This is a genomic window from Mucilaginibacter gilvus (assembly GCF_004054195.1).
Classification (GTDB): Bacteria; Bacteroidota; Bacteroidia; order Sphingobacteriales; family Sphingobacteriaceae; genus Mucilaginibacter; species Mucilaginibacter gilvus.
Genome location: NZ_SBIW01000002.1, coordinates 338,866 through 364,195, shown reverse-complemented (window position 1 = coordinate 364,195; position 25,330 = coordinate 338,866). Strand labels below are relative to the sequence as shown.

General features: G+C 46.8%; 22 protein-coding genes. 9 read left to right on the top strand and 13 right to left on the bottom strand.

The window, feature by feature from the left end; translation table 11 throughout:
- Nucleotides 1-4: 4 nt before the first annotated feature.
- Entirely contained in the window at nucleotides 5-1,678 is a 1,674-nt protein-coding gene (locus tag EPL05_RS04830) for an ATP-binding cassette domain-containing protein (protein ID WP_128532638.1), read from the top strand.
- Nucleotides 1,671-2,726 carry a glycosyltransferase family 4 protein gene (locus EPL05_RS04825; RefSeq protein ID WP_128532636.1) on the top strand — a complete coding sequence of 352 codons (1,056 nt, stop codon included), beginning with the start codon at nucleotides 1,671-1,673 and terminating at the stop codon, nucleotides 2,724-2,726. The genes EPL05_RS04830 and EPL05_RS04825 overlap by 8 nt, the downstream gene beginning before the upstream one ends.
- Here EPL05_RS04825 and EPL05_RS04820 read toward each other — a convergent pair.
- The 5 genes from EPL05_RS04820 to EPL05_RS04800 are packed head-to-tail and all read right to left on the bottom strand — an operon-like array spanning nucleotide 2,714 to nucleotide 7,675.
- The gene (locus EPL05_RS04820) at nucleotides 2,714-3,817 is read right to left on the bottom strand and encodes a glycosyltransferase family 4 protein (protein ID WP_128532634.1); all 1,104 of its coding nucleotides are present in this window, start codon (nucleotides 3,815-3,817) and stop codon (nucleotides 2,714-2,716) included. The two genes, EPL05_RS04825 and EPL05_RS04820, sit on opposite strands and share 13 nt — an antisense overlap.
- A 12-nt stretch (nucleotides 3,818-3,829) precedes the next feature.
- Entirely contained in the window at nucleotides 3,830-4,798 is a 969-nt protein-coding gene (locus tag EPL05_RS04815; RefSeq protein ID WP_128532632.1) for a GNAT family N-acetyltransferase, read from the bottom strand.
- Entirely contained in the window at nucleotides 4,773-5,774 is a 1,002-nt protein-coding gene (locus EPL05_RS04810; RefSeq protein ID WP_128532631.1) for a polysaccharide deacetylase family protein, read from the bottom strand. The genes EPL05_RS04815 and EPL05_RS04810 overlap by 26 nt, the downstream gene beginning before the upstream one ends.
- Nucleotide 5,775: 1 nt before the next feature.
- Nucleotides 5,776-6,936, bottom strand: a complete 1,161-nt coding sequence (locus tag EPL05_RS04805; protein WP_166727633.1) for an amidohydrolase family protein — start codon at nucleotides 6,934-6,936, stop codon at nucleotides 5,776-5,778.
- Nucleotides 6,923-7,675: a class I SAM-dependent methyltransferase gene (locus EPL05_RS04800; protein WP_166727632.1), complete on the bottom strand. Its 753-nt coding sequence runs from the start codon at nucleotides 7,673-7,675 to the stop codon at nucleotides 6,923-6,925. Before EPL05_RS04800 ends, EPL05_RS04805 begins: the two co-directional genes overlap by 14 nt.
- A 253-nt stretch (nucleotides 7,676-7,928) precedes the next feature.
- Here EPL05_RS04800 and EPL05_RS04795 point away from each other — a divergent pair, with 253 nt between their 5' ends.
- The 5 genes from EPL05_RS04795 to EPL05_RS04775 are packed head-to-tail and all read left to right on the top strand — an operon-like array spanning nucleotide 7,929 to nucleotide 13,519.
- Nucleotides 7,929-9,431, top strand: a complete 1,503-nt coding sequence (locus EPL05_RS04795; protein WP_128532625.1) for a B12-binding domain-containing radical SAM protein — start codon at nucleotides 7,929-7,931, stop codon at nucleotides 9,429-9,431.
- 8 nt (nucleotides 9,432-9,439) lie between these two features.
- Nucleotides 9,440-10,186 (top strand): class I SAM-dependent methyltransferase, encoded by a 747-nt coding sequence (locus EPL05_RS04790; protein ID WP_128532623.1) that lies wholly within the window; start codon nucleotides 9,440-9,442, stop codon nucleotides 10,184-10,186.
- Nucleotides 10,183-11,229, top strand: a complete 1,047-nt coding sequence (locus EPL05_RS04785; protein ID WP_128532621.1) for a radical SAM protein — start codon at nucleotides 10,183-10,185, stop codon at nucleotides 11,227-11,229. Before EPL05_RS04790 ends, EPL05_RS04785 begins: the two co-directional genes overlap by 4 nt.
- Nucleotides 11,230-11,237: 8 nt before the next feature.
- The gene (locus EPL05_RS04780; protein ID WP_128532619.1) at nucleotides 11,238-12,701 is read left to right on the top strand and encodes a B12-binding domain-containing radical SAM protein; all 1,464 of its coding nucleotides are present in this window, start codon (nucleotides 11,238-11,240) and stop codon (nucleotides 12,699-12,701) included.
- Nucleotides 12,698-13,519 carry a class I SAM-dependent methyltransferase gene (locus tag EPL05_RS04775; RefSeq protein ID WP_128532617.1) on the top strand — a complete coding sequence of 274 codons (822 nt, stop codon included), beginning with the start codon at nucleotides 12,698-12,700 and terminating at the stop codon, nucleotides 13,517-13,519. Before EPL05_RS04780 ends, EPL05_RS04775 begins: the two co-directional genes overlap by 4 nt.
- Here the strand turns inward: EPL05_RS04775 and EPL05_RS04770 are convergent, their stop codons facing one another.
- The 8 genes from EPL05_RS04770 to EPL05_RS04735 all read right to left on the bottom strand — a co-directional run bounded on the left by EPL05_RS04770 (nucleotide 13,520) and on the right by EPL05_RS04735 (nucleotide 23,138).
- Nucleotides 13,520-14,440, bottom strand: coding sequence for a hypothetical protein (locus EPL05_RS04770; RefSeq protein ID WP_128532615.1), 921 nt, complete (start codon nucleotides 14,438-14,440; stop codon nucleotides 13,520-13,522). It abuts the gene before it with no gap.
- A gap of 104 nt (nucleotides 14,441-14,544) precedes the next feature.
- Nucleotides 14,545-15,813, bottom strand: a complete 1,269-nt coding sequence (locus EPL05_RS04765; RefSeq protein WP_128532613.1) for an O-antigen ligase family protein — start codon at nucleotides 15,811-15,813, stop codon at nucleotides 14,545-14,547.
- Entirely contained in the window at nucleotides 15,773-16,906 is a 1,134-nt protein-coding gene (locus EPL05_RS04760) for a DUF1972 domain-containing protein (RefSeq protein ID WP_128532611.1), read from the bottom strand. Before EPL05_RS04760 ends, EPL05_RS04765 begins: the two co-directional genes overlap by 41 nt.
- On the bottom strand, nucleotides 16,903-17,979 hold the full coding sequence (locus EPL05_RS04755) for a glycosyltransferase family 4 protein (RefSeq protein WP_128532609.1): 1,077 nt from the start codon (nucleotides 17,977-17,979) through the stop codon (nucleotides 16,903-16,905). Before EPL05_RS04755 ends, EPL05_RS04760 begins: the two co-directional genes overlap by 4 nt.
- Nucleotides 17,979-18,929, bottom strand: coding sequence for a glycosyltransferase family 2 protein (locus EPL05_RS04750; RefSeq protein ID WP_128532607.1), 951 nt, complete (start codon nucleotides 18,927-18,929; stop codon nucleotides 17,979-17,981). Before EPL05_RS04750 ends, EPL05_RS04755 begins: the two co-directional genes overlap by 1 nt.
- The gene (locus EPL05_RS04745; RefSeq protein WP_128532605.1) at nucleotides 18,922-20,577 is read right to left on the bottom strand and encodes a hypothetical protein; all 1,656 of its coding nucleotides are present in this window, start codon (nucleotides 20,575-20,577) and stop codon (nucleotides 18,922-18,924) included. The genes EPL05_RS04750 and EPL05_RS04745 overlap by 8 nt, the downstream gene beginning before the upstream one ends.
- Before the next feature lie 333 nt (nucleotides 20,578-20,910).
- Entirely contained in the window at nucleotides 20,911-22,326 is a 1,416-nt protein-coding gene (locus tag EPL05_RS04740) for an oligosaccharide flippase family protein (RefSeq protein WP_128532603.1), read from the bottom strand.
- Nucleotides 22,327-22,331: 5 nt separating this feature from the next.
- Entirely contained in the window at nucleotides 22,332-23,138 is an 807-nt protein-coding gene (locus EPL05_RS04735) for a glycosyltransferase family 2 protein (protein ID WP_128532601.1), read from the bottom strand.
- A 279-nt stretch (nucleotides 23,139-23,417) separates the two neighbouring features.
- Between EPL05_RS04735 and EPL05_RS04730 the strand changes: the two genes are divergently transcribed.
- Both EPL05_RS04730 and EPL05_RS04725 read left to right on the top strand, forming a co-directional pair.
- A complete protein-coding gene (locus EPL05_RS04730; protein WP_128532599.1) occupies nucleotides 23,418-24,059 on the top strand; it encodes an RNA polymerase sigma factor in 642 nt (213 codons plus the stop codon).
- Nucleotides 24,056-25,330 (top strand): RodZ family helix-turn-helix domain-containing protein, encoded by a 1,275-nt coding sequence (locus tag EPL05_RS04725; RefSeq protein WP_128532597.1) that lies wholly within the window; start codon nucleotides 24,056-24,058, stop codon nucleotides 25,328-25,330. Before EPL05_RS04730 ends, EPL05_RS04725 begins: the two co-directional genes overlap by 4 nt.

Sequence of the window (25,330 nt, the reverse complement as noted above, 5' to 3'; positions counted from 1 at the left end):
CGTTTTGAAACAAATTTTAAAAAGTATCTTCCTTATCCTCACCCCACAGGAAAAAGATAAGCTGTTTAAGCTCATCGTTTTTGATGTGCTGATAGCTTTACTGGATATTGCCTTCCTGGCATCTTTGTTGATTATCATCAACTTTTATACGCAGGTGTCGGGCGCAAGCAGGCTTGCCTTTTTACCCCAATGGCTTGCCGATAACAAGTCCCTCAAACTCATCGGCCTGTTTTTGTTGCTGTTTACCTGCAAGAACACTGTAGGTTTTTTTGGGCAAAGGTCGCAGCATCATTTTTTCTACCGGGTGGCATCACGATTGTCTGCACGCAATATTGGTAATTATTTACGCGGGGGGTACCAGCAGTTTGTGCATACCAATTCGTCGGTACAAACCCGCCGTATCAGCAACCAGCCAATCGAATTTAGCCACTACATTTTAACTAATTTTCAGCAGCTTGTATCGCAAACCTTGCTGATAACTTTTACCGTTGTTGCCATCCTGTTTTATCATCCTTCGCTATTTTTGATCATGTTGCTGCTGCTGCTACCCCCGGTTGTGCTATTGGGGCGGTATACCCGTAAACGGCAGGAAGCGTTGCGGCATCAAACCAAAACGACGAGCGCGAAAACGATCCAGCATCTGAACGAATCATTATCCGGTTATGTAGAAAGCAATATTTATGATAAGGATGATTTTTTTAGCGACCGATATTTAAATTATCAGCAGCAATTGAATAACACCATTGCCGCGCAACAAACCTGGCAAAGCCTGCCCGGCCGTTTAATGGAGGTTTTTGCCGTACTGGGCTTTTTAATATTGGTGGCCATTAGTAAGTATATCAGCAACGCGCCGGGAATTGGTATGTTAACCATTGGCATATTTATGGCTGCGGCTTATAAAGTAATACCGGGCATTGTTAAAATAATGAACAGCACCGGGCAAATGAAAACCTATGCCTTTATACTCGAAGACCTGGTTGCAGGTAATGAAGTAAAGCATGCCGGGCCGGACGAAAAAGCAAAAGCTATTCGGCAGGTTAAATTTGAAGGGGTCCGTTTCGGCTACCAATCCCGACCGGTGCTGGATGACCTGAGTTTTGAGATAGCCCCGGGCGATATGATGGGCATCTCCGCAAATTCCGGCAAGGGCAAAACCACCATTATTAATTTATTACTGGGGTTTTTAGAATATGATAAGGGTTCTATCAGTATAAATGACCGTATTGCCGATACCGAAAGCCTGAAGGTTTACCGAAAGAATATCTCTCTTGTAAAACAACAGCCTTTTTTTATCCACGATTCTATCCTGAAAAACATTACGCTGAGCGACGGTGCTGCCGAAGAGGAACGGATTGCGTATGCCTTAGAATTTTGTGGATTGGATGAATTATTGGCAAAATACCCGGAAGGGATCAACCATATCATAACAGAGAACGGCAAGAACATCAGCGGCGGGCAAAGGCAACGGATCATGCTGGCAAGAGCGCTCTACCATGATTTTGACCTGCTGATACTGGATGAACCTTTCAGCGAGATGGATGGTAATAGCGAGCGCGAGATCCTCGCGAAGCTGAGTCAGTTAGCTAAACGGGGTAAAATCATCATCCTGATCACGCATAATAAGGCAAGCCTTACTTTTTGCAATAAGGTAATTTCATTAGAGGGGGCCTATGCCTGAAACGCTGATCATCCTAACGCCCGGTTTCCCTGCGGATGAAATGGATACCACCTGCATTCCGCCACAGCAAGTTTTTGTTAAGGCACTAAAAGATAATTATCCTAAACTTCGCATCATTATCTTAAGTTTTCAATACCCCTTTCAGGAGAAGGAATACCTATGGCATGGCATAAAAGTAATTGCCTTTGGCGGCCAAGGCAAGGGAGGACTGGCCAGAATGGCGACCTGGTTTAAAGCATGGCAATGTTTGCGTGCGATAAAGGAACGGCATAAACCCATCGGCATCCTGAGCTTTTGGCTGGGCGAAGTTGCCTTTGTGGGTAGTCTTTTTGCCAAATGGAACAAGTTGAAGCACTACAGCTGGCTGCTTGGCCAGGACGCGAAAGCCGGTAACAAATACGCGCGCCGGATAAAGCCCCAAAGTGTCAACCTCATCGCTATTTCAGAATTTATTGTAAATCAGTACCAGCAAAATTATGGTGTAAAGCCCGGGCATGTGATCCCGGTGGGTGTTTCCTCACAACCGTTTAAAGATGTTGGCAATATGAGGGATATCGATCTCCTGGCGGCCGGTTCGCTGATACCGTTAAAGCGGTACCATTTGTTTGTGGAGTTGGTAAAGGAATTAAAAAAAGACCACCCCAATATCCGTGCTGTTCTTTGCGGCGCCGGCCCCGAAATGGAACGCTTGAGCGCTATGCTTGCCGAATCTGAATTAGAAGATAATTTAATACTAAAAGGCGAGCTCCCTCATCAGCAGGTGCTGGAGCTGATGCAGCAGGCGAAGGTTTTTATACACCCATCCGAATACGAAGGATTCAGCACGGTTTGCCTGGAAGCACTTGCCGCATGTGCCACTGTTGTTAGCTTCATCAAAGCAATGGATGAGAACCTCCCAAACTGGCATATCGCCAATACGACTGAAGAAATGAACCGGATTGCAGGAGAATTGCTGAACGATGATACACGAAAGTACGAACCAACTTTGCCTTATTCTGTCAATAATACCGCAAAGGCGATGATGGCTTTGTTTAATTACAGCGAATGAGCTATCCGCTCTATTTGCCGGGCAATCGCCTCAAAGGAGAGCGTTGTTTTAAAATATTCCAGCGAGCGTTTTCTTTTATCCCAAAGATCTATTTGCCTGGTTTTATGCAGGGCTTGCAGTAATGCCTCCTCGTTCCCCGGCGTATAAAGGATGCCGCAATCGCCATTATTGGTGATCATCCGGAAAGAAAGTATATCGGTAACAACCGGGACACAACCGCAGGACATAGCCTCGCAAACCGAGGCCCCGCTCCCCTCATAATGCGACCCGGAAATAATAAAATCGGCACTGTTAAACCAATATAAAAGTTCATGATGAGGGAACTTGCCAACCAATACTACCGAATGTGAAAGCTGGGGGGTGCTTGCCAGCAGCGCCTGGATAGCGTGCAGCAACTCATCGGTATGGTAGATCATGTAGAGTCTGCCGTTTGGCTCCTGTTGGCTAAACTTTAAAAATGCCTTAACCACATTCACGGGGTCTTTATTGGCGTTTAAACGGCCTACCCACAAAAACACAGGGTTACCCGTTATGCCGGTTTTATGTTTAGCTATCTCCCCGTTTACCGGGTAAAATACTGACGATACCTCCATAGCCTCATGGATCTTGGCTGCCGACGCCAGATTGCCTGCAGCTACCCATTCTACTCCCATAGCATAAGAGGCAAACAGGTAGGCGTTTATGTGTCTATCGGCTAATTTCTGAAGTTGTTTTTTTAAGCCGGTCGCAGGCTGTTCGGCGTGGTTTTGCACCATTATTTTTACCCGCTTACCCAGTACAAGACGCAGCAACATCACCTGTAAGGGGAAATGAAGGCTTTGAATAACCACTACATCGGGCTGCAGGCTTTTAATAAACTGGTTTAACTTGCGGGGATAGTACCGCAAAGCGGCTGCCGGGTATCGTTTAAAGTGGTAGTCAACCCCGCCGCTAAAATGCCGGCCCTCATAATCTATTTGTTCTATGCTGACTACTTCGTTGGTACGACTAAGCGCTTCCTGTATGCCGGCGTAGGCATTGATGCGTTTTAACCAGGCATCGGGCTCGTGAAAGTTAGGGGTATAAACGTAGCTTGCAAAAACAAATCTCATGAAGAGGGCGCGTTAAAAAATATCAATATCGGCAAAGGTAAAAGCGAGTTTATCTGCAGGGATGCCCGAGCCCATATCCTTAATGGCGACGGTGAAAGAGGGAATTGGTTCGCCGTATTTTTTCAGCATGGCATATAAGCGACTTTTTGCGCACACCTGGAATTGCAATTGCTGTAGGCCCAAACGTTTGGTTAGTTTCAACAGTTTTGCCATTACCTCATCCATGTTATCGGCAAGGCCGGTTATATCGCCTACGATCAGTCCGTTTTTTATTTTGAACCATACCCGCGCCTGCCCAACTTGCACGGTGTGGGTGTAAGTATAAGCCTTATAAGTTAAAAATTCTTCGTCGCGATATACCCCTCCGTAACCTTCGGCCAGTACAGAATTATTGATGCCCGAGGGCTTCTTTTCAGCTTTAATTACAAGTTTCAAATAAGCATCGTAAAACGGTTTCGCCACATTGAATTTCGTGGCGAACTTTTCTAAAGGGATCGCCTTAACCGGGATAGTGAAACGCTCGAGACAACCCACCGCTTCCCAGCCCAGCTTGTTGATAAAGCCGGGCAATGAGTTTTGATTAGGAAAGCCGAATATCAACCGGATACCTTCTGCACGACACAGGCTATAAGTTTGGTTAGCAAGCGCGACAAACAGTCCCTTATTGCGGTGCTCGGGCTGTGTCATGGTATCGGCAGATTGCGCGGCCAGCGTTAAGCGCCCACCATGTTCCACAAAGCAGGGGAGTACCCCATAAAATGCTACAGGCAGGTCGGTTTGGTCGTAAGCAAGGAAGCCTATATAGGTTACCACGGTAAAGGCGGTATTGTATTTTTTCAATAGAAAATCGCGGCTCAGCAGTTTGCCATAAACAGCCATGTGCAAATAAACCAGGTCGTTTAATTTATCCACGCTAAACCGCTCTACCCGGTACCCGCCCGATATAGCTTTATCGTCAGTATGTTCCTCTAACGTTTGCATACATTTGGTTTGGGGTTGATATAAATGGGTTTATAGTGAGGCGTTCGCGCATCGCCGCATCTGCACCGTCTTTAGGCTGGTTATAATCGGTGGCTAACAATCGCGTATAACCGCAGGCCTTAGCCGCGTCAATTACAGCCTGGTTATAACTGCCGTAGGGGAAGGCAATACTGTTAACTGCTTTGCCGGTAAGGTTTTCCAGGTATTGTTTGCTTTGTGCGAGTTCTTTTGCAGCTTCGGCGCGGGTTATTCCAGCCAGGTCGTTATGATAATACCCATGTGAGCCGACGGTAACATACGGCGAAGACGCCACTTTTTTAATTTGATCGGCCGTCATCTGCAACCAGTAATCCTGATGCTGCTTTTTTTCGCGGAAGGGACATAGTTTATCCAACAGGCGCATCAGTTCCGCCTTGTCGGAAAAACCGCGTTTTCTTAATTTTGCATTCAGGCTTATACCTTCAGCATCAATATATTGGCGATAGTTGTTTTTGTGATACGATTGATCTTTAAAAGTTAAAACCGCCGGGCCATATTTGCCCGCGATGCTCAGCATATCGTTCCATAAAATATCGTAACCGGCAGCACTGGCGGCGGTTACAAAAAAAGTTGCAGGTACCTGATATTTATTCAGCAGGGGTAGCGCGTAGACGTAATTATTGGCAAACCCGTCGTCGAAAGTGAGACAGATATTAAATTTTGTTTTAGAGAAACGCTGCAGGTAATAGTCGTCCATAGAAACCAAATTGAAGTATCTTTTATAATAACTAAGGTGCTCCTCAAAAGTTTGCGCGGTGATAAAAAGGGTATTGAATGTAGTGGGTTCGGCCTGGCAAATGCCATGATAGGCCAATATGCGGCTTCCCCTTGCACGGGCGTAATAGTTCTTATCCACCCCCATAAAATGCGAGATGTCGCCCTGTATGTAGCGTGCCCTGCGGCTGGTTTTGGTTAGTATTTTTTCTAATACGCTCATATCAGGCGGCAGGTTCTGAGGGTATATAAACAGGAAATGGAATATCGGCCTTATACTGCCGTATATGGTTCATCAGCCCATGTAAATCCCCCTGCACATACTTCACACTCCTCCCGCTATACACTTTACTGAATTGATGTAATGGCATATCACCCAATTGGTGATACAGGCTTTGGTCGAAAAGGCGGATGTTCCCCTTGCTTATCACCATTAAAATATCCTCCGGCTTAGTACTATAAAAAGCATCCAGGCCCTTATTGCCGGTATCCTTAACCAGCAGCAGGTCGGCATCAAACTCTTCGGCAATGCTGCCGCAGTTTAGCTTCCAAACCTTGGCCGCATCACTTGTAAGGGAACGGAACAGCTCCTCATCGCTTAGCATTTGCGTTTCGCGGGCAAGCGTGATGTGCTCCCAAATGTTCCAACTGCTGGTAAGGGTGGAATCTGTGCCGAATAAAATGCTGGTGAACCTTTTTAAGCGGTTAACCGGCGCGGTTGCATTCAGCAAAAAGTAATTGGATTGCGGGCACCATACCAGCGCCTTAAAATACCTCGCCTGCGCGGGGCTAAGCGCTACGCCATGGATGCCTATGAGTTTGCGGTGCAATAAATTCCAGCGGATAAGTTCGTCAACTTCGCTGTGTGCGGCGGGGTTGGTACCCTCGCCAACGTGCATCACAACGGGCTGCTTTATTTTTAAGGGGTTATTCAACCGTTTTTTCCATTGTTTTTCAAATGCTACCGAATGCAGGTCCTGCTTGTTTTCAACGATGCCGATCAGGGCATCCTTCGGACTGTGCTTTTCGCCATGATTTACTACCGTGGTAACGCCGCAAAGCAGGTTTTTATAAATGCCCCATTGTTCGCGCAGCGCCAGGGGGATCTTCAACCCCGCGGCAATTTCATTCGCGTAAGTTTCATGGATATATTCCCCCCATTCGGTATAGCTTTTATAAGTACGGCTGCCTAATTGTGGGAAAAGATTAAAATCGAGATGGTCATGCGAATTGATCAACCCAGGGAAGGCCCAGGCATGCGAAAACATCACTTCCTGCTGGCCCTTTTCCATCAAAGGCTCCGTTGATAGCCGGTCAATTTTACTCTCACTTATACGGATGCTTACGGTTGTACCGTTAATAAGCTGCACATTATTTAGTATCATTTCCCCTCCCAAAATGCATCCCGTAAATGATGGGGAAATCTTTATAGCTTTCGTATACATGCAGCGCCTTCTGCTTTTCATAATAGTGCTTTACCGACTCATCGATCTTCATTTCCTCTTGCGCTATCAGCCGGAAGTTATGATTGAGTAAGATCTCTTTAATGGTGCTGGTGAGGTGTACAAAATTTTGCACCGCTATGAAAGAATTATCGTGTTTAAAAGTGCGCTTGCCGCCGTATGCCAATGTGCTGGGGTGAAAATCGGTTATCACAATGTCGCCGGTGTTTTTTATGATACGGCACCATGCCTTTAGCGCCTCCTCAATGTTTTTAATATGGGCAACGGTGAGGGTAGAAACAATGGTATCGTAGCTTTTTGAGGGGATATCCTTAAAAAGGTTATCAGTGATCTGGTAGGTTTGGGCCTGCGGAAATTTCTGCTCCAGCCGGCGCAACATGCCCGATGATACATCAAAGCCGGTAAGTTTCGCAGGGCGAAGGTTCAGTATTTTTTGCCAGTGCCTGCCTGTCCCACAGCCAATATCCGCTACTTTTTTATTTTGAACAGGAAGGTTAGCCAAGAGCTTTGTAAACACAGCCTCGTCCAGATCCAGCATGAGGTTATCCGGCTGCTCATCGTAGTTTTTCGACCAGATATCGTACGCCTCCACCGAGTCTTTCTCCTTTATTGCCGAAGGGAAAAGATGCTGTTTTACATAGTTTTTTAGCGTTGCTATCACGGGCGATGAGATTTAAAACCTGGTTAATAAGAATTACGGTTACCCGTGTGCAAAGGTTGCCAGCGCTGTTTTATTTATGTGCCGAGGCAACGCGCAAGCCGACGCCAGCGTATTTATAAATGTGCGGAATGATAAGTGCCGACAGATTAAAGTTTTTGTGATATGGGCATCTCCCGGTTTAAACGTGGTGAGGGTAAAACCTCATCACCGGGAGATTTTTGATAGCGATAAGTAAAAGCGAGGCAACCCCCTAATGGACAGGATATTATTATTTAACCCCAAAAGCTCGATAAATAAGTACCGCATTCCCAATTCCATTTTAAACATTGCAGCCTCGGTTGATGAGAAATATGGCTGGGTGATAGTGGATGGTAATTGCGAGACCGACCCCTTAGCAAAAATTGACAGCTACCTACGCGGCGGCGAGATCAAATACCTGGGCTTTACTGTGATGCCCGGCCCGCAGTTAAAGCAGGCCATCGCCATTGCTAAAGCGGTTAAAGCCAAATATTCGCATACAAAAATGATATGGGGCGGGTACTTCCCCTCCAACCAGCCTAACGCCGTGCTGTATTCGGGCTATGTAGATTTTATTATCAACGGCCCCGGCGATCATGCTTTTCCGCAATTGATAGAGGCTTTGGAGAACGGGCAGCCTTTCGAATTTATTAAAAATCTCATTTATAAAGCTACCGATGGCCGTATCTTCAAAACCGCCAAGGAGGATCTTATAGACCAAGATTTGCTGCCGCCATTACCTTATGATAAACTGGCCAATTTTTACCCTATCCCAAAGTTTTTAGGGAAAACGTACCTGGGCGAAAAGACACTGGCCTATCATTCCAGTATCGGCTGCCCTTTTACTTGTTCGTTTTGCGCGGTGGTACCTATTTATGAGGCCAGGTGGAAGGCAAAATCGGCGCAAACGGTTTATAACGATGTGAAATACATTAAGGATAAATGGGGAGCCAATGCCATCGAGTTTCATGATAATAACTTCTTTGTATCAGAAAAGCGCGCGGTTGAATTTGCCAGGTTGATAAAACCTGAGAACATGACATGGTGGGGCATGGCGCGCATAGATACCATGCACAAATTCAAAGATTCGTCGTTACAAGCCATCCGCGAATCGGGTTGTAAGATCATCTTTTTTGGAGCCGAAAGTGGTAACAACGCCATACTGGAACAAATGGATAAAGGCGGTACCCAAACCGGCGATCAGATCATCGAGTTTGCAGAACGACTGAAGAAATTTGACATCATCCCCGAATATTCGTTTGTATTGGGCACGCCCGCGCCAACGCAGCAGCAGGTGCAGGGGCAGATTGATTTTGAGATAGATTTCATCAAAAAAGTAAAGGCCGTAAACCCCAAAACGGAGATAGTGATATACACTTACAGCCCCGTACCTACCGAAGGTTCGGAACTGTACAAGCAGGTTTTATCGAGCGGGTTCCGTTTCCCCGAAACGCTGGAGGATTGGATAAGTCCGGCATGGGAAAGCTTCGACCTGCGTAAAAACCCGCTGACGCCCTGGCTTACACCGGAGATGATAGATAAGATAAGGAATTTTGAGACGGTGCTAAACGGCGTGTACCCAACGGTAACCGATATCCGCCTAAACTGGCTGAAACGCCGGGCCATAAAGCTGATAGCCGGCTTACGCTACAAAACTGACCTTTACCAATACCCATACGAAATAAAGCTCTTGCAAAAAGTTTGGCGCTACCGCCAGCCCGAGATACAAGGGTTTTAATTTAGAACATGCCTCAGCAAGAAATGTATATATTGCCAGCATTAGAAACAGAGCCCGATTTTGAGGCGCTGTACCTTGGCGTACGCGGGCTGGAGCAGCGGATTTATACCGATGAGCAGTTACGGCAACTGCCGCAGATAGCGCCATCGCATGTGCATTACAAGGAATGGCAGATCAGGAAGCGGTCGTCGGAACGGTTGGTTACTTACCTCGCCAAAAAGAAAAAACCTTTGGCTATTTTGGAGATAGGCTGCGGCAATGGCTGGCTGGCGGCAAAGCTTGCCGGTATAAAAGAGGCCCACATATTCGCGCTGGATGTAAATGAGGTAGAGTTGGAACAGGCCAAACGCGTTTTTAAAAAAAGCAACCTGCAATTTTTTGAGGGGGACTTTAGCGATCAATATTTTGTGGGGCTTAAGTTTGATGTGATCGTGTTCGCGGCGGCTATCCAGTATTTTTCGCCATTGCAAAATACACTGGCGGAGATGCTGCAGTACCTTGCCGAAGACGGCGAGATCCATCTTATCGACACTAATTTTTATACGCAGCAAACTGTAGAGGGGGCTAAGCGGGGTACTCATGATTACTACCAAAAACTCGGCTACCCACAATTGGCTGCCCATTATTTCCACCATCGGCTGGATGAATTGGCGGGCCTCAACTATAAAGTGTTAGTTAACCCGAATAGCCTCAAAAACCGGCTGCTTAAAGACAGTCCGTTTTATTGGGTGAAAATTAATAAAAGCGTGGCATGATAGGGCAGGGCTTATATCACACCTTTAAGCGTTACCGCACGTTGCAAACGCATCAAATTACCGCGTTGCCGGTGGTGATTTTAATGCCGCATAGTGCCTGCAATTGCCGTTGTGTAATGTGCGATATATGGAAGGATAACAAAAACTTGAAGCAGCTAACCGAACATGATGTTGACGGCTTGCTGGCCAATTTAAAACAGCTCGGCACACAGCAAGTGCTTATGTCTGGCGGGGAGGCCTTGTTAAATGCCAACTTCTTCGGCCTTTGCCGCATCCTGAAAAAGCAGGATATAAAAATCACCCTGTTATCTACCGGGCTATCCATCAAAAGGCATGCTTCGGAAATTATAACCTGGGTAGACGACCTGATCCTGTCGCTGGATGGTGACGAGCCACTACACGATGCTATCCGCGATATCCCCGGGGCATTTAAAAAATTGAAGGAAGGAGTGGAGCAGATCCTTTCGATAGCACCCATGTACCCCATTACCGCCCGCACGGTCATCCATCGGCTAAACTTTCGCAACTGGCCGGCCATTATTAAGGCGGCAAGAGATATAGGCATAAACCAGGTGAGTTTTTTACCGGCAGACGTAAGCAGCCATGCCTTTAACCGCCAAACCGCCTGGAGCGAACCCAAGCAGCATGAGATACTGCCATGCGAAAATGAACTGGCAGAACTGTGCAATGTAGTGGAAGCCATAATTGATGATAAAGCTAATTTTAGTAACCAATTTATAGCAGAATCCCCCGAAAAGCTTCGCGACATTTATAGATACTACGCCGCTTTTTATGGGCTGAACGCTTTTCCGTTTAAAAAATGTAACGCGCCCTGGGTGTCGGCAGTAATAGAAGCGGATGGTAGCGTGCGCCCCTGCTTTTTCCATGAAGCTACCGGCAATATCCGGGATTCTTCGCTGGCGCAGATCTTGAATAGCAAGGCTTCGGTAAACTTTCGCCGAACGCTGGATATGGGCACCAACCCAACCTGCGTAAAATGTGTGTGTTCGTTAAATTTATCGCCCCTGGCGAAACTTAATTAGGCAGAAACATGGGCAGCATCCTATTCACTCATTCCTACTTTTTACGTTTCGACCCAAAGCAATGGTCCATAGGGCAGCCCTATGCGCCATTGGGTACTTTATACGCCGCTGCCCTGATGCGGCAGCATGGATATGAGACAAGTTTATTTGATACCATGTTTGCGCACAGCGCGGATGAAGTAACCCCGGCCATAGAAGCGCACTCGCCCCAATTCTTTGTGATCTACGATGACGGCTTCAACTATCTCACAAAAATGTGCCTCACCAATATGCGCGAGGCAGCATTTAAAATGTGCAAGCTGGCTAAAGAGCGCGGATGCACGGTGATTGTATCCAGTTCAGATTCTACCGACCGCTATGCCGAATATCTTGCCGAAGGCGCCGATTTTGTGATCATCGGCGAGGCGGAGCATACGTTGTTGGAGCTGTGTAACCACGTCAAAAGCGGCCTTACCGACTACAGCGGCATTATGGGGCTTGCCTTTGCTGATGGCCATAAAACAATCAAAACACCCGCCCGCCCGGTGCTGAAGGACCTCGACAGCCTTCCCCTGCCCGCCTGGGACCTGGTGGATATGCCAAAATACCGCGACATGTGGATGCAGCACGCGGGCTATTTTTCTATCAACATCGGTACTACGCGCGGCTGTCCCTTTAAATGTAACTGGTGCGCCAAGCCTATCTACGGCAACCGCTACAATTCCCGCAGTCCGCAAAATGTGGTGGCAGAAATTAAGCTGCTGAAGCAAAATTACCAGATGGACCACATTTGGTTCTGTGATGATATTTTTGGGCTGAAACCCGGCTGGGTTTTAGAATTTGCGCGGCTGCTGGAACAGGAAGACCTCCGCATTAAATTTAAGATCCAATCCCGCGCCGATCTGTTGGTGGAGGAGGAATTGGTAGCCGCCCTTGCGCGCTCGGGTTGTCAAAATGTTTGGATTGGAGCAGAAAGCGGCTCGCAAAAAATACTGGATGCCATGGATAAGGGCATTACCACCGAGCAGATAGCCACGGCCACCGGGCTGATGAAAAAGCATGGCATTAAGCCTTCGTTCTTTATCCAGTTTGGTTACCCCGGTGAAACAAAAAACGATATCGGGCTTACCATTGCGATGATCAACCGCCTGCTGCCTTTTGAGATAGGCATTTCGGTATCGTACCCCTTGCCCGGCACCGGTTTTTACGAAAAGGTAAAGGCCGAACTAAAGAAGAAAACCAACTGGGCCGATTCTGACGAGATGGCGCTGATGTTTACCAATACTTTCCCGGCACCATATTATAAGCAGCTGCATAGTTACGTGCACCAAAATTACCATAAGCACCTGGCCAAAAATAGCCTGGTTAAACTGCTCAAAGAACCGGCCTCCGCAACAAAAAATACACTCAGAAAAGCGCTCTCGGTGTTTTACCATACGCCCCGCACCTACATCGAAAAACTAAAGCTGAACCGATTGGAGAACGCGCTATGACGGACGCCATCCATTCCAATGAACAACTGGCAGAGGCTGCCTTCAGCAATCAATCGGCATTGTTCGATGGGCTGTACAGCGGCAATACCATCATCAACTACAAGCGAAAGCGCGTACGCGCTCATGTGCTGCAATACCTTAAACCCGGCAGCAGCATATTAGAATTGAACAGCGGTACCGGCGAGGATGCTATATTCTTCGCGAGGCAGGGTTTTAAAGTTCATGCCACCGATATCTCCGTGGGGATGCAGACCGAACTGAAACGCAAAGCAGAACAGTTAGGATTTGCAGAAACTATTACCAATGAAATCTGCTCTTACACCCAGCTAAACGAGCTGAAAAATATAGGTCCGTACGATTTGATCTTTTCCAATTTTGCAGGCCTGAATTGTACCGGAGAACTTGATAAGGTGCTGGCCTACTTCCCGGCCTTGCTAAAACCTGGCGGCATGGCTACGCTGGTGATCCTCCCCGAATTTTGTTTATGGGAAACGCTGCTGGTTTTCAAAGGGAAGTTTAAAACAGCTTTCCGCAGGTTTTTTAACAGCAATGGCAGCATGGCGCATGTGGAAGGTTTACATTTTAAATGCTGGTACTATAACCCATCCTATGTCATCAAACAGTTGAAAAACGAGTTTGATGTTTTAGGTATTGAGGGCTTATGCACCATCGTGCCGCCATCTTACATCGAAGGTTTCGCTGAAAAGCGCCCCACGGCCTATAAATTCCTGAGCAGACTGGAGGACAAATTTAAAACTGCCTGGCCATGGAAATACATCGGTGATTATTATATTATCTCGCTAAAAAAGAAGCTGTAATTATTGCGCTACGCGCTCTTCGGTTTGCTGCAGCAGATAGGTGAGTTTGTTTTTATAGCGCTCTATCAGCCGGTTTTGGAAGTTAACCGGGTCGGGTTTGGCGAAGTGTTTCCCTGCCGACATGCCCATCACTATCCCCCTAAGGTTCAGTTTTTTCAGCATGGTTTTTTTGCTCCACCGTTTAGAAGTGATCTTCAGGAAGACATCATCCAGCATATCGCCAAGCCTGTTATTGAACAAAAACTCGATGAGGTTTTTAAACACGTATGTTGGCAATGGCTTTGCCGAAGCGAGTCGCAGGGTTTTATTAGGCAGCAGGGTGCGTGTCCAGCTGTTGGCGGCGTAGAATTTCTCAAACACTACATCGCCCTCCAAAGGGATTAGCGTATCAGTCTCAATGGCGGTGTAAATGTTCTTTTCGGCAATTTGCAGTTGCTGCTCATCTATATAATAATTCATGCAGTAATTGTGCTGCTTATTTACCAAAAAGGTGAGTTTTTTAAAGCAATGCATCAGCGTACGCGCCACCCAAAGGCGGTTACGGGCGGTGATGATAAACAGGTCAATGTCCGACCGTTCATCCGCGAAGTTCTTTGATAAGGAACCCGAAATGCCTATGCCGCGCACATACGGGAATTTGATAAGGAACCGGCCAACTTCTTTGGCCTTCGCTATCATTTCTGCAGCTTTTTGGTTGCCCCGGTTACGGCGGATGATGATAAGGTAATCGTTTTTTAAGGAGTAGAACTTATCAAACTGGTAGATCATTTTACCGGCAACCAGGTAATTAATGGCCTCGTTGAATTGGGCCTGGTAATGCTTTTCGCCCAAAAACAGGTAGATCTCGCCGTAGGTAAGGGGGTAATCAAACATATCAAAGTATGCAAGGGCGGCTAAGATATTCCTGTTGATGGTTAACACGTGATGCTTTTGATTTTATTTATCTCCGGTTTTAACCGGTACCGTATCGGCTATTGTATATAATGATGACGGGCCAAAACCCAGTTTGGTTGCCTGTTTTTAAACTATTTATGCTGAGATGGTTCTGCTTTTTCATTGCCGGAGAAGACGAGCAGCGAAAAGAATACGCTGTAAAAAAATATGCCTTTATCCACATCTAAAAAATTCTCGGAGCAGGACACGGCGGCAATGATCACCATAAAGGCGAACAGCAGAATATCCCTCCTAAATACCGCTTCCCGGAAACCAAAGTAAAGGGTACCCAAGTAAACCAGCAAGCCAATGATGCCCGTTTTGATAAAAAAACTGATGAATTGATTATGCGCGTTCAGCCCTGCCAGGTAAGAGCGGTAAAACCGCGCCTCGAAAAAGCGCTCCTTTAGCAGCCCAACTTCTGAGCCGGAACCATGCCCAATAATTGGCGATTGTACCGCCAGCTTTAAAGCAACCTGCCAGCGGGCCAGCCTTGGGTCGAACAGTTCACCGGTTTTTGCCTTGCTTAGGTCGGTTCTCAGGTCGGTGATATAGCGCTCTTTTAGGTTATCCATTTGGTAGATGCCGGTGATGATGGCTGCCGATAAGAAAAGCGTAGCGGTAGCGTATTTTATCCGCACGGCGCCTTTCAGCAAAAAAACGGGAATGGTAATATTGATGATAATGAGCAGCGCCGCAAACACCGATTTGGAACCCAACTGGATAATACCTGCGACCAGTATCGCACAGCAAAACCAGCACAACCCTTTATAGCGCGTAGTTTCGGTTTTCAATAGTTCTGTTATCAAAAACACCAGGGCTATGGCCACCTGCATCGAAAAAAATGTGGCGTGGATGTCCAGCGGCCCAGAGAAATTATGGTTGGTGAAATCAGATGAAAATAGTGCCGATAACGGGAAATGATAAAACCGGATTGCCCTCAAGGCCTGCACATACAGTAAGATAATGGCCATCGTACTGCTTAACGCGAATGCCAAAAGCAGGCTATCCCGGTATTTTTTCACATCGATCGGATTGAGGCAAAATACCAGCGGGAACAGCAAAATGGTGACTTGCTTAGCCCATTCGTTAAAGGCCTGGGGTTTGTTTATGCTGTAAAGCGTACCCACCACCGTAACAAAAAATACGGATGTCAGCGCGATATTGGTTGTGGTGAGTAATGGTGTTATATCCACCTTGCGCAGATTTATAAGGGTATGAAGGATGAAGCTGATCAGGATCAAATGGCTGTAAAACCTGTCGTATGGGAGACTGATCAACAGCAACATTAAATGATAGTAGCTGATCTGGTTGGCCAGGCTATCTGTTGCCGGGAACAATTTTTTCAATTTGGCGGGCATGGTAGCATTCCATTATAAATTCTTCGTACTCGTCTATTATCTTTTCCCAGTTAAACTGGTATTGTATTTTGTGCAGGTTGTTTTTCACCATTGTTTTTTCGGTATCGTGGCGCTGCACATTCTCTACCAGGTTTCGCACCTCGGCAGCGTTGTTAAAATAAAAGGCGTCAGAACTCAGTACCGATTTGTTAAAGGGATTGTCGTGTGCGGCGATAAGTGCTTCGCTGGCCATGGCCTCTAAAAGCGATGGGTTGGTGCCGCCAACGCTGTGCCCGTGGAAATACAAATAGGAATTGTTTTGTAGCGACCGAACCGCCGTATTATCAAATATCGAGCCCTTGAACTGGATGCGCTCGTCGTTTTTGAATTTATGGGTGATGTATTTGCCAAAGCGGTTGCCGGTATCGCCCAGCACCTTAAAGTTTTTGCGCGATGTGCTGTTGTTAAATCCTTCCAAAATACTTTCGATGTTGTTCTCAGGCTCCATGCGGGCCATCAGCAAAAAGTAGTCTTCCTTTTGCGCCTCGCTTTTATCAAACTGCTCACGTTCCTGTTCCGAAAAAAGATCGGCACCGTAGGGGATGTAACGGCTATCGATGCTGTACTTGTCCTTCAGGTAGCCTTTAATTACCCGCGAATCGGCGATGTAATACTGGCTGTGTTTTACCGCCAGTTTTTCGGCATACTTTAAAAAACGCTGCACCGGTTTGGAATATTTTGATCTTTTCCACTCCAACCCGTCCATATTGGTAATGATGGCGCTATCCTTAGGATACAGCCTCCCCCAAACCGAACTGCTGGTATAACCCATTAGCAACACCACATCAAAGTTCCGTTTGCGGGCATCGGCCAGGCAATTAAAATCATAAGCAAACTGGCCGGCGGTACCAATTAAATATTCCGGGTCGTAGCGGTGTACAATATCTACGCCGTTCCAGTTATTGGCGGTGTATGGGTGGTTATGCGAGTTATAAACCGTAACCGAATGCCCCTTTTTTACAAGCCCTTCTGATACATATTCGGAGATATGCTCAAAGCCGCCGTAGTGGTTGGGGATGCCGCGCGTGCCTAAAATGCCAATTCGTAGTTTCATGCTGAGTATGCTAATTGATATGCGTTGTATGTTTGTATAGCTGCCTGTTGCCAGGTAAATTGTTTTAATATTTTGCTGCGGAAGCCTTCGTTGAATTTCGCCTCGCTTGCTTTTTGCACTGCGGCCAGGATACTTTGCGGCTGGCCGGGGTCACAGTAAAAGGCGTCATCCGCAAAATATTCGCGGGTATCGCCTTTATCGGTTATCACAATGTTGCAGCCCATGGCGGCCGCCTCTATCGAGCTTAGTCCCGTGGTTTCGAACCAGCTTGGCAAAATATGCACCTTTGCTGCCGAATAATATTTAACCAGCTCCTGCTGCGGGATGTGGCTAATAAAGCGGATATTATCTGCGGCTATGGCCCTGCAATGGTTATAATACGCCAGCTGATTTGGTGCGTGCGAACCGATGAGCATCAGCGTAAAATCTGTATTATTTAATGCTTTGATAAGGTTGAGCTGGTTTTTAATGCCCTCTATCCGCGCCACGCAAAGCACCATGTTTTTGTTTCTGCTCAATTCCGTATCGCAGCTAAAAAGCTTTGGATCGATGCCATTGGTAACCACGCTGAATTTCGCGCTGCAGGTGTAATCGCTAATAATACGCTGATATTCCGATAGCGAGTTGGGTAGTATCAGGGCCGCCTGGCGCAGCACTTTTTGGATACTTTTACGCTGCCCCATCCACAGGTAGCTCTTGGCGGAAAGATGGTCTTTCCCCAACAACCAGCGGGCAACGGTTTTAATGTAATCGATACTGTTTGCCGGTAGGATGCCGATCAGCGCTCTTAACCCTTTGGCTTGCTGCTTATCGTATTCGCTGTAGTTGCACAGGATAGTTGATACCACGAAAGGTTTGTTAGCCTTTTGGCTGTGGTACAGGATATCTGCCGGGCGGGTAAGGTTGAAGAAATGAAGCAGGTCGAAATCCTCATAGCTGATCGCCTCGTTTGATAATTTTATCGCTACCGCCACACCTATTTCCATCAAATGGCCGGCGGTTTGCACCACCTGCACCGTATCCCCGCCGGGGACAGTATACAAGGTCGACCGTGTGATAAATGCCACTCTCATTATTTCGCCAGATTTATATGCAGCCAGTTTATCAATTGCTCGGGCAGGAAGCTCACCGTATAAAGCAGGTAATTATCCAGCCGTAAGGGTTGCAGGGCAATGGCTTTTACCATGTTGCGCCGTGCTCGCTGCGGCTGGTAATTGTTCAGCAAAAACTTTTTACCGCACAGGGCATAGTAAGCCCCCTGCTTGTTTTTGGGAGAGTATTGCGTGCTGCCTATCTCGTGCAGCTCTTTCCCTTCGGATGCCGTAATGCGTTGTGTTTTTAGCGAGGTATGTTTTATCGACCTGAACTTGCGCGTATGCCATTTTTCATCAATGGTAACCGATTCGGGGTTGAGCCGCACTTTGATCAACGCTTGCGGCACGTTGCAAGCCATTTTTGTTTTAAGCAGGTTTGCCCATAAAAAGTGGTCCTCAAAAGTATAGGCGTGTTCGTTGTAACCGCCGGCCTTAACAATAACATCCTTTTTGTACAGCACGCAGGAGTGGATCATCGGGCAAACGCTCACATCCAGCTGTCTTATTTCGTCGTAGCTGTAGCCCGCCAGCCGGTGCGTAAACAAAAACTCACCTTCGGTATCTATATAATCCGCTTCGGACCCGACGATGCTGTATTCGGGATGTGCGGTTATAAAATCGTATTGCACCTGCAACCGGGTGTGGTAGCAAATATCATCCGCATCAAAACGGGCGATGTAGGGTGCGCGGGCATATTTTAGCCCGGTATTAAGCGCTGCCGCTACGCCTTTGTTGGCCTGGTGGAGAACCACAATACGGGCATCATTAAATGAACCGATCACGTCAAGCGTGTCATCTGTAGAGCCATCGTTCACGATCATTAGCTCAAAATCGCCGAAGGTTTGGGCCAGTACCGAGCTTATGGCCTCGTGGATATATTTACCGGCATTATAGGCGGGTATTAAAACGGTGATCTTTGGCTTAGGCATGCGCGAATTCTCCTTCCTGTTCGGCGGTTTCTTTGATGTTGAGGAACAGCAACAGTTCAAAAAATACCAGGATGGATAACTGCTCGAACCAGTAATCAACAAAAAGCACAGCCATCAGCAATAATAAAATGGGCAGCCCATAGGTAAGCTTGCGGTAATGCCGCGCAAAAAACCACAGGTAATAAACAAAGAAGATAACTAAGCCGATGAGGCCGTATTCGGCTAATAGCTGGTCGTAAACCGAAAAAGGGCTATTGGTTAAGGAATGCAGCCCGGTTTGCTTGCTGAAAAAATCGAGGTACACATCCAAATGGTTCGCTAAAAAATCGGGGTTAATGTAGGTGTATTGGTGCGGGTACCCGCCGGCAATACCCAGCCCTGTGGCCCGGAAGGCCAGTTTGGAGGAGAAATTCCCCATGCCATCACCGGTAAGTATTTTGGAAGGGTGCTGTATCAAAAATTTACCGGTTTGTAAAACGCTTATAGCCTTACCCGGCAAGGTGGGCACGCGGATGGTTTTGGCAGAAATAGGCAGCGCCGTATCGTGCGTATTGATGAACCGGATGAGCGGTTGCTGGGCCGCCTGCGGCACTTTTATACTTTGGTAAGTGGCCGAGTGAATGTTAGCCTGCGGCATTAATATGCGCCCATCATCGTTACGGATAACCGGTTTTACCATAATTTGCGGCTTGCCCCTCGTGTCTTTAATATACACGGCACTGCTTAGGCTATCCAGGTAAAGCTTCGCGAATTTTTCCTTTCGCTCTTCAGAGTTCAGTGTGGAATCCGGCCGCTCGCTTACCGGCAGTAACGCGGTTTGTATAACCGCATGGTGCGCAGGTTTTTCAAATGTGTTCTTGATGGTTTCGGCTACATAGGTGTTATTTTGCGGCGATACTTTCACCATAAAAGTAGCCAGGAGCATGAGGCAGATAATCACCAGGCTTTTCTGTATGCGGGTGCTTTTGAATATAAACAGCAGGGCGAGGATCAGCAGTAAAACAATATTGATAAAGTTGCTGCCGGTTAAAAGCAGGGTGGCCATGCAGGCCATCAGCATCAACGGTTTTTGGCGCACCAAAAAATAAATAACGCCCATGGCATTAATGGCGGCATTGGTGGTACTGGTATCAAAGGTTACGCCTTTGATATAGTCGCCCGTGCCGATAAAGTATTTTTGATAATTGCCCTGGTAGGTATAGGGATTGAGGGCATGCGTTTCGATGATAATACGGAGCAGGTTGATGGCAGATACCCCGGCGTTGATGGCAAAAAAGAGAAGGAGCGTATTGTGAAGCGTTTGGGCGCTTTGTTTTTCTACGGAAAGTTTTACCTGGTGGATAGCCAGTATGCAAAGCAGCCAAAAAAATAGCCCCGTGGCGAAAACGATAAGGTAATTGATGTTTTGGAAACCTTTGCCGATGAACAGGCCGATAAACGACAGCGGAATAATAAGCAGGTAGAATAGCGGCAGCCGCGAGTTTTGAAAACTGAAGCCAAACTTAAAATCGAACTGTAGCAGGTAGATCAGCGCTAAGGCGGGGATCTTTATCGCCAACTTTACATTTAAAAACAGCAGGAGTAAGGCAAGCAGTTTCCAGTCTGCATAACTCTTCCATTTTTTAATGTCGATGGGGCTTGTGGCCATTGCGTGTTATAGTTTTAGCTGAATTGAGGAGCAAACGGCAGCAGCCGTTTATCCGAAGGGAATTACATCCGTTTGGCTTAATTCTCTAAAAACATTACGCTTTGGAATTTGGAATGGTTGCCTGTGGTGAGCGGCGGTGGAGGATATTTATATTGATATATCGTGGATATTTTTGCGGCGCGAGTTGACTCCCCCGCATGGCGGCGATTTTTTTTTCTTTTCTTTCTTCACCTTCTTTGCGGAGCAGAAAGGGTCGAACAGCGTAGCGTATTCGGGGTGAGTAAAATATGCGAGCGATCAGAAATGGATTTTAAAAACCTCAAATACTAATATTTACGCCGAAAACGCAGCTGCCACGGTTTCCCTGTCGCTAAATCTTAATTGCTTGGTGATATAAAGCAACACGAGATATAGGAAAGCGCCCAGCAGTAATGCCAGCCAGCAATTGATCGCGCATAATTTCATAGCTGCCCCGCTTGCGAGCGCGCAACCCACGCAGATGGCCAGGTTTTGCCAAATGGTATTTAATTGTTTTATGCGATTATGGCTCATGTAAAATACCGCCTGCACTACGTACGATGCCAGGAAGCCAATGGCAGCGCCTTCGTTGCCAAAGTAGGGTATCAGCACAACATCCAGCCCGGCGTTTACCAAAAAGGTAATGATGAATCCTTTCAGGATCATCTTCATTTCGCCTTTGGCGAAAAAGATGGTCCACAAAAAGTTATTGAGGTACAGGAAAGGGATGCAAAGCGATAAGATGAACACGGTGCCGGCGTTAACCGCGCCATATTTGCCATTGGTAAGCGCATCAATAACCGGCGACCAAAGAAGGTTGAGCGCCAACCCGGTAAAAGCGGCGATGGCCATTTCGGCACGTAGCAGGTTTTGAAGGCCCGCGGTATCTACGCTACTCTGCTTAAACATTTTGGTGAATTTGGGTATCAGCAGCGGCGCTATGGCCAATAACGGCAGGGTGCTCATCTCAAAAACTTTATAAGCAAAACTGTACTCGGCCAGTTTAACCGCCGACGCCATGAAGCCGATAAACACCCAATCGAACCGGGCGATGGCCGAGGTGAGGATATTAACCCCCGTTTGCGGCAGCGCTTCGCGGAGTAGGGCGGTATATTTCGCCTGATGCAACAAAACACTAAAGGAGATTCTGGTGCAGCGACTGAAAACAACCATGGTGATCAACAACTCCAGCACATCGCCCACTATAAAAATAATAACGGCATTTTGCAGCGAAACGCCATGTGCCAGAGCCAGCACGAGTAAAGCCGCGCTCCGTACAAAGTTAGATATCACCAGCATAGTGCCAAGCATTTTGAAACGTTCCAGCCCGCTGGCTGCTTGTTTAAACGGGGTGGAAAAATAGATCATCAGCTTGCCCGCGCCAATGAGTAACAGCAAGGGGTAAACGCCATTTGTGGGACTAATGAATAAGCTGCCCAGCAGCAACGCGCCGTAAAACAAAAAACCGGTGAGCAATACATGGAACAGGTAAAGCGACAACACCTCCCGGGCATCCTCGCCAGAGGCGATCTTGCGGATAGAGACCTGGTCGATACCCAGCGAGAGGAGGTTAAAGGCCATCATCAGGATAGCCAGCGCGAGATTCAATTGCCCAAAACTATTTTTATCGAGCCCGGTGGAGAGCAGGTAAAAAATAAGCAGGCCTGCCAATTGGTTAATAACCAGTTGCAGGGTATTTGCCGAAAGATTTTGAAATAGTTTGCTTTTCAAAACGATCAATATTCAACCACCAGCTTTTTGGATGCCGATAACTTAGCCGAAGGTAGGTATTTGCCTTCTTCAAAAAGTTTTAAGTAATGATATTTAAGCCGGGTGTTTTTGTAAAGCATCAGCGCTATATCCAGCCCTTCTAGCCCATCTAAAAAGCCTAAGCGGATAAGGTAGCTGATGAGAAACCCAAAAACAGGAGAAAAGTAACATTTAAATAAAGTAGCTTTTTTGCCCGCATTCAAATATTTTAAGGCGCTTAATTGCGCGTAATGCACCGCCTTTTTATCGCACTCGGCTATGTTTTGTACCGAATAATGGTGCAGGTAGCCACCCACCCTTTTTATTTTCGCGCCATGCGGGAGCAGCAAAGTTTCATGCACTTCCGTTTCCGACCACCGTACCCGGGTGCGGTTAAACAGGCGGCGGTGGTGGTCGCGGCCCCATGTACCATATTTAATCAGCTTATCACCAAAGTACGAACGGAAACGGATATCGTAAACCACATCGGGGTCGTCAAAAGCCAATTGGTGCAGGGTGTGGATGAGCTGCACATCGGCTATTTCATCGGCATCAATACTCAAGATCCAGTCATGTCGTGCAAGCGCGATGCCCTTGTTTTTATTAGCGCCGTAGCCGTCCCAGTTTTTATGGTAAATGCGGCAACCGTAGGCTTCAGCAATTTTTAGCGTGTCATCAATGCTGCCATTATCTACCAACATAATATCATCGCTGATAAAACTTGCCATTTTAAGGCATCTGCCTAATATGGCCGCTTCGTTTTTGGTGATAATTACTACAGAAACCGGTATCATTTTAACGATATTGTATGATGAATAATAGGTTGTAACCCGCCGGGTAAGCCAGGAGGGTTATAGAGTATATCGTTTGCAAGGGGTTGAGGGTTGCCTCGGGATAAACCGGTAGGAGAAATAAACGCCGGTTGATTTTGCAGAAGGAATTTAACCGCTTTAAAATCAAATATTTAAACAGTGGTTAAATATTTTTTAAATAAACAGGCAACCTTTAAACCTGCATTTACGTGATGTAGAAAGAATAGGTTAAATTTATAGGCATATAGTTTAATAACCCGCATGGGCGACGAAGAGTTACATCAACTGATACGAGGCTGTGTAAAGCAGGACAGGAAATGTCAAAAAATGCTGTATAAAGCATTTTACGGCTTTTCTATGGGTATTTGCCTGCGCTATGCCAACAACCGGGATGAGGCCGCCGAGGTAATGAACCAGGGCTTTTTTAAGGTATATACCCATATAGAAAGGTTTGATATGACACGGCCATTTAAAGCATGGCTGGGCCGTATTATGATGAATGTTTCTATCGATTACTATCGCGCTAACCTAAAAATGGCGTATACCGACGACCTGGATAAAGCCGAGCATTTAACGGATGGCGAACTGGTAGACGGCAACTTAAACTATGAGGACCTGTTGCGCATGGTGCAGCAATTGCCGCAAGCCTACCGTACTGTGTTTAATCTTTTCGCGATAGATGGTTACTCGCACGAGGAGATCGGCGATATGCTGCACATCAGCCCGGGTACATCAAAATCGAATTTGCACAAGGCACGACAAAAATTAAAAACAATGATCTTAAAAGCAGACGATGCTGCCAGCAACCAAAACTATAGCCGGGGGATGGATTATAACCCTATAGTTGCTATATGCGGTAGCGATATCAAAAACGCTTTTTTTAATAACGGTATCAGGAAATGAAAGAGGGGCAGGAAAATATAGATAAGTTATTTAAAAAGCGCCTGGAGGACCCGGCCAACAACCTCGCCTACAACGAGGATGACTGGGACGCCCTTGAACAAATGCTGGATAAGGGTAAAAAGCGCCCTGTCATTGCTTATTGGCTGCCTCTACTGAGCGGCATAGCGGCCCTGATTTTACTATTTTTAGGCTGGTGGCTTTTTAAACCACAACAGGTTACCGTTAAGCCAGCCCAACAAGTAGCGGTTAAACCGGTGCCGCAAAATATAAACAGCGATACCAGCGGAAAAAATAAACCACAGGTAGCTGTAAATGTGCCAACCAATAATATAGCGGTTAACGCGCCAACAGCGGATAAGAACCAGGGGAATAGCTATTCGCCAAAAAGAAAACCTGCGGACGTAAAAGGAGCAACGGCTACCCCAAATACAGGAGCTACCATATTGGCCGCCAATGGCATAATTACACCGCAGCAGAACAACACGGTTGTAACGCCTGTGCAAAAGGATACCGTGCCACCGGCAAAAGCGAACATGATAGCTATGCAGAAAGATACCGCGCCACCTGCAAGAATTGGTGCCGATGCAAATTCCACGCAAGCTGTGGCAGCGCAGGTAGAACCGGCCAAAGCACCCGAAAAGGTGAAAGTGAGGGCAAGCTACTTTGGTGCTAATCGCCCGAGGTATGCGCTGAGTGTAATCGCTTCATCAGATATTAACGGGGTTAACTCCTTTCAGCAGAGCAAGGTGGGCAGCAATTTTGGGGCGATGTTTTCCGTAAGCATCAAAAAATGGACGATAACCACCGGGGCAACTTATTCTGTTAAACCGTATGCAACTACGTTTGCCAATTACACCACGGCGTACCAGTTTAAACAGGATCCAACCAACGTAACCGCGGATTGCCGCATGTTGGATATCCCGCTGAATATTGGTTACCAGGTTTACCAGAAAGGGAAGAACAAGTTTTCGCTGGGTACGGGGCTGTCATCTTATTTTATGCTGCACGAGAACTATAAATATACGTACAGCTCAACATATCCTGCCGGGCCGGCAAATTACGTTGTAGCCAACCCGCAAAATTATCTGTTCAGTAACCTTAATTTAAATGCCACGTTCGAGCACCGGGTAAATTCAAAGTTCAGTTTGAGTTTACAGCCTTACCTGAAACTGCCGCTGAAACCGGTGGGGTATAGCCAGGTAAACCTGCATACCGCGGGGGTAGCCGTAGGTTTCAACTGGAACATAAATTCATTCACCAAACCAAAGTAG

Coding starts and splice junctions, on each gene's coding strand:
- EPL05_RS04735 (WP_128532601.1), bottom strand. CDS start 23,138: ATGATACCGGTTTCTGTAGTAATTATCACCAAAAACGAAGCGGCCATA.
- EPL05_RS04725 (WP_128532597.1), top strand. CDS start 24,056: ATGAAAGAGGGGCAGGAAAATATAGATAAGTTATTTAAAAAGCGCCTG.
- EPL05_RS04785 (WP_128532621.1), top strand. CDS start 10,183: ATGATAGGGCAGGGCTTATATCACACCTTTAAGCGTTACCGCACGTTG.
- EPL05_RS04805 (WP_166727633.1), bottom strand. CDS start 6,936: ATGATACTAAATAATGTGCAGCTTATTAACGGTACAACCGTAAGCATC.
- EPL05_RS04750 (WP_128532607.1), bottom strand. CDS start 18,929: ATGCCTAAGCCAAAGATCACCGTTTTAATACCCGCCTATAATGCCGGT.
- EPL05_RS04730 (WP_128532599.1), top strand. CDS start 23,418: ATGGGCGACGAAGAGTTACATCAACTGATACGAGGCTGTGTAAAGCAG.
- EPL05_RS04765 (WP_128532613.1), bottom strand. CDS start 15,813: ATGCCCGCCAAATTGAAAAAATTGTTCCCGGCAACAGATAGCCTGGCC.
- EPL05_RS04825 (WP_128532636.1), top strand. CDS start 1,671: ATGCCTGAAACGCTGATCATCCTAACGCCCGGTTTCCCTGCGGATGAA.
- EPL05_RS04745 (WP_128532605.1), bottom strand. CDS start 20,577: ATGGCCACAAGCCCCATCGACATTAAAAAATGGAAGAGTTATGCAGAC.
- EPL05_RS04795 (WP_128532625.1), top strand. CDS start 7,929: ATGGACAGGATATTATTATTTAACCCCAAAAGCTCGATAAATAAGTAC.
- EPL05_RS04790 (WP_128532623.1), top strand. CDS start 9,440: ATGCCTCAGCAAGAAATGTATATATTGCCAGCATTAGAAACAGAGCCC.
- EPL05_RS04780 (WP_128532619.1), top strand. CDS start 11,238: ATGGGCAGCATCCTATTCACTCATTCCTACTTTTTACGTTTCGACCCA.
- EPL05_RS04755 (WP_128532609.1), bottom strand. CDS start 17,979: ATGAGAGTGGCATTTATCACACGGTCGACCTTGTATACTGTCCCCGGC.
- EPL05_RS04775 (WP_128532617.1), top strand. CDS start 12,698: ATGACGGACGCCATCCATTCCAATGAACAACTGGCAGAGGCTGCCTTC.
- EPL05_RS04810 (WP_128532631.1), bottom strand. CDS start 5,774: ATGAGCGTATTAGAAAAAATACTAACCAAAACCAGCCGCAGGGCACGC.
- EPL05_RS04820 (WP_128532634.1), bottom strand. CDS start 3,817: ATGAGATTTGTTTTTGCAAGCTACGTTTATACCCCTAACTTTCACGAG.
- EPL05_RS04760 (WP_128532611.1), bottom strand. CDS start 16,906: ATGAAACTACGAATTGGCATTTTAGGCACGCGCGGCATCCCCAACCAC.
- EPL05_RS04815 (WP_128532632.1), bottom strand. CDS start 4,798: ATGCAAACGTTAGAGGAACATACTGACGATAAAGCTATATCGGGCGGG.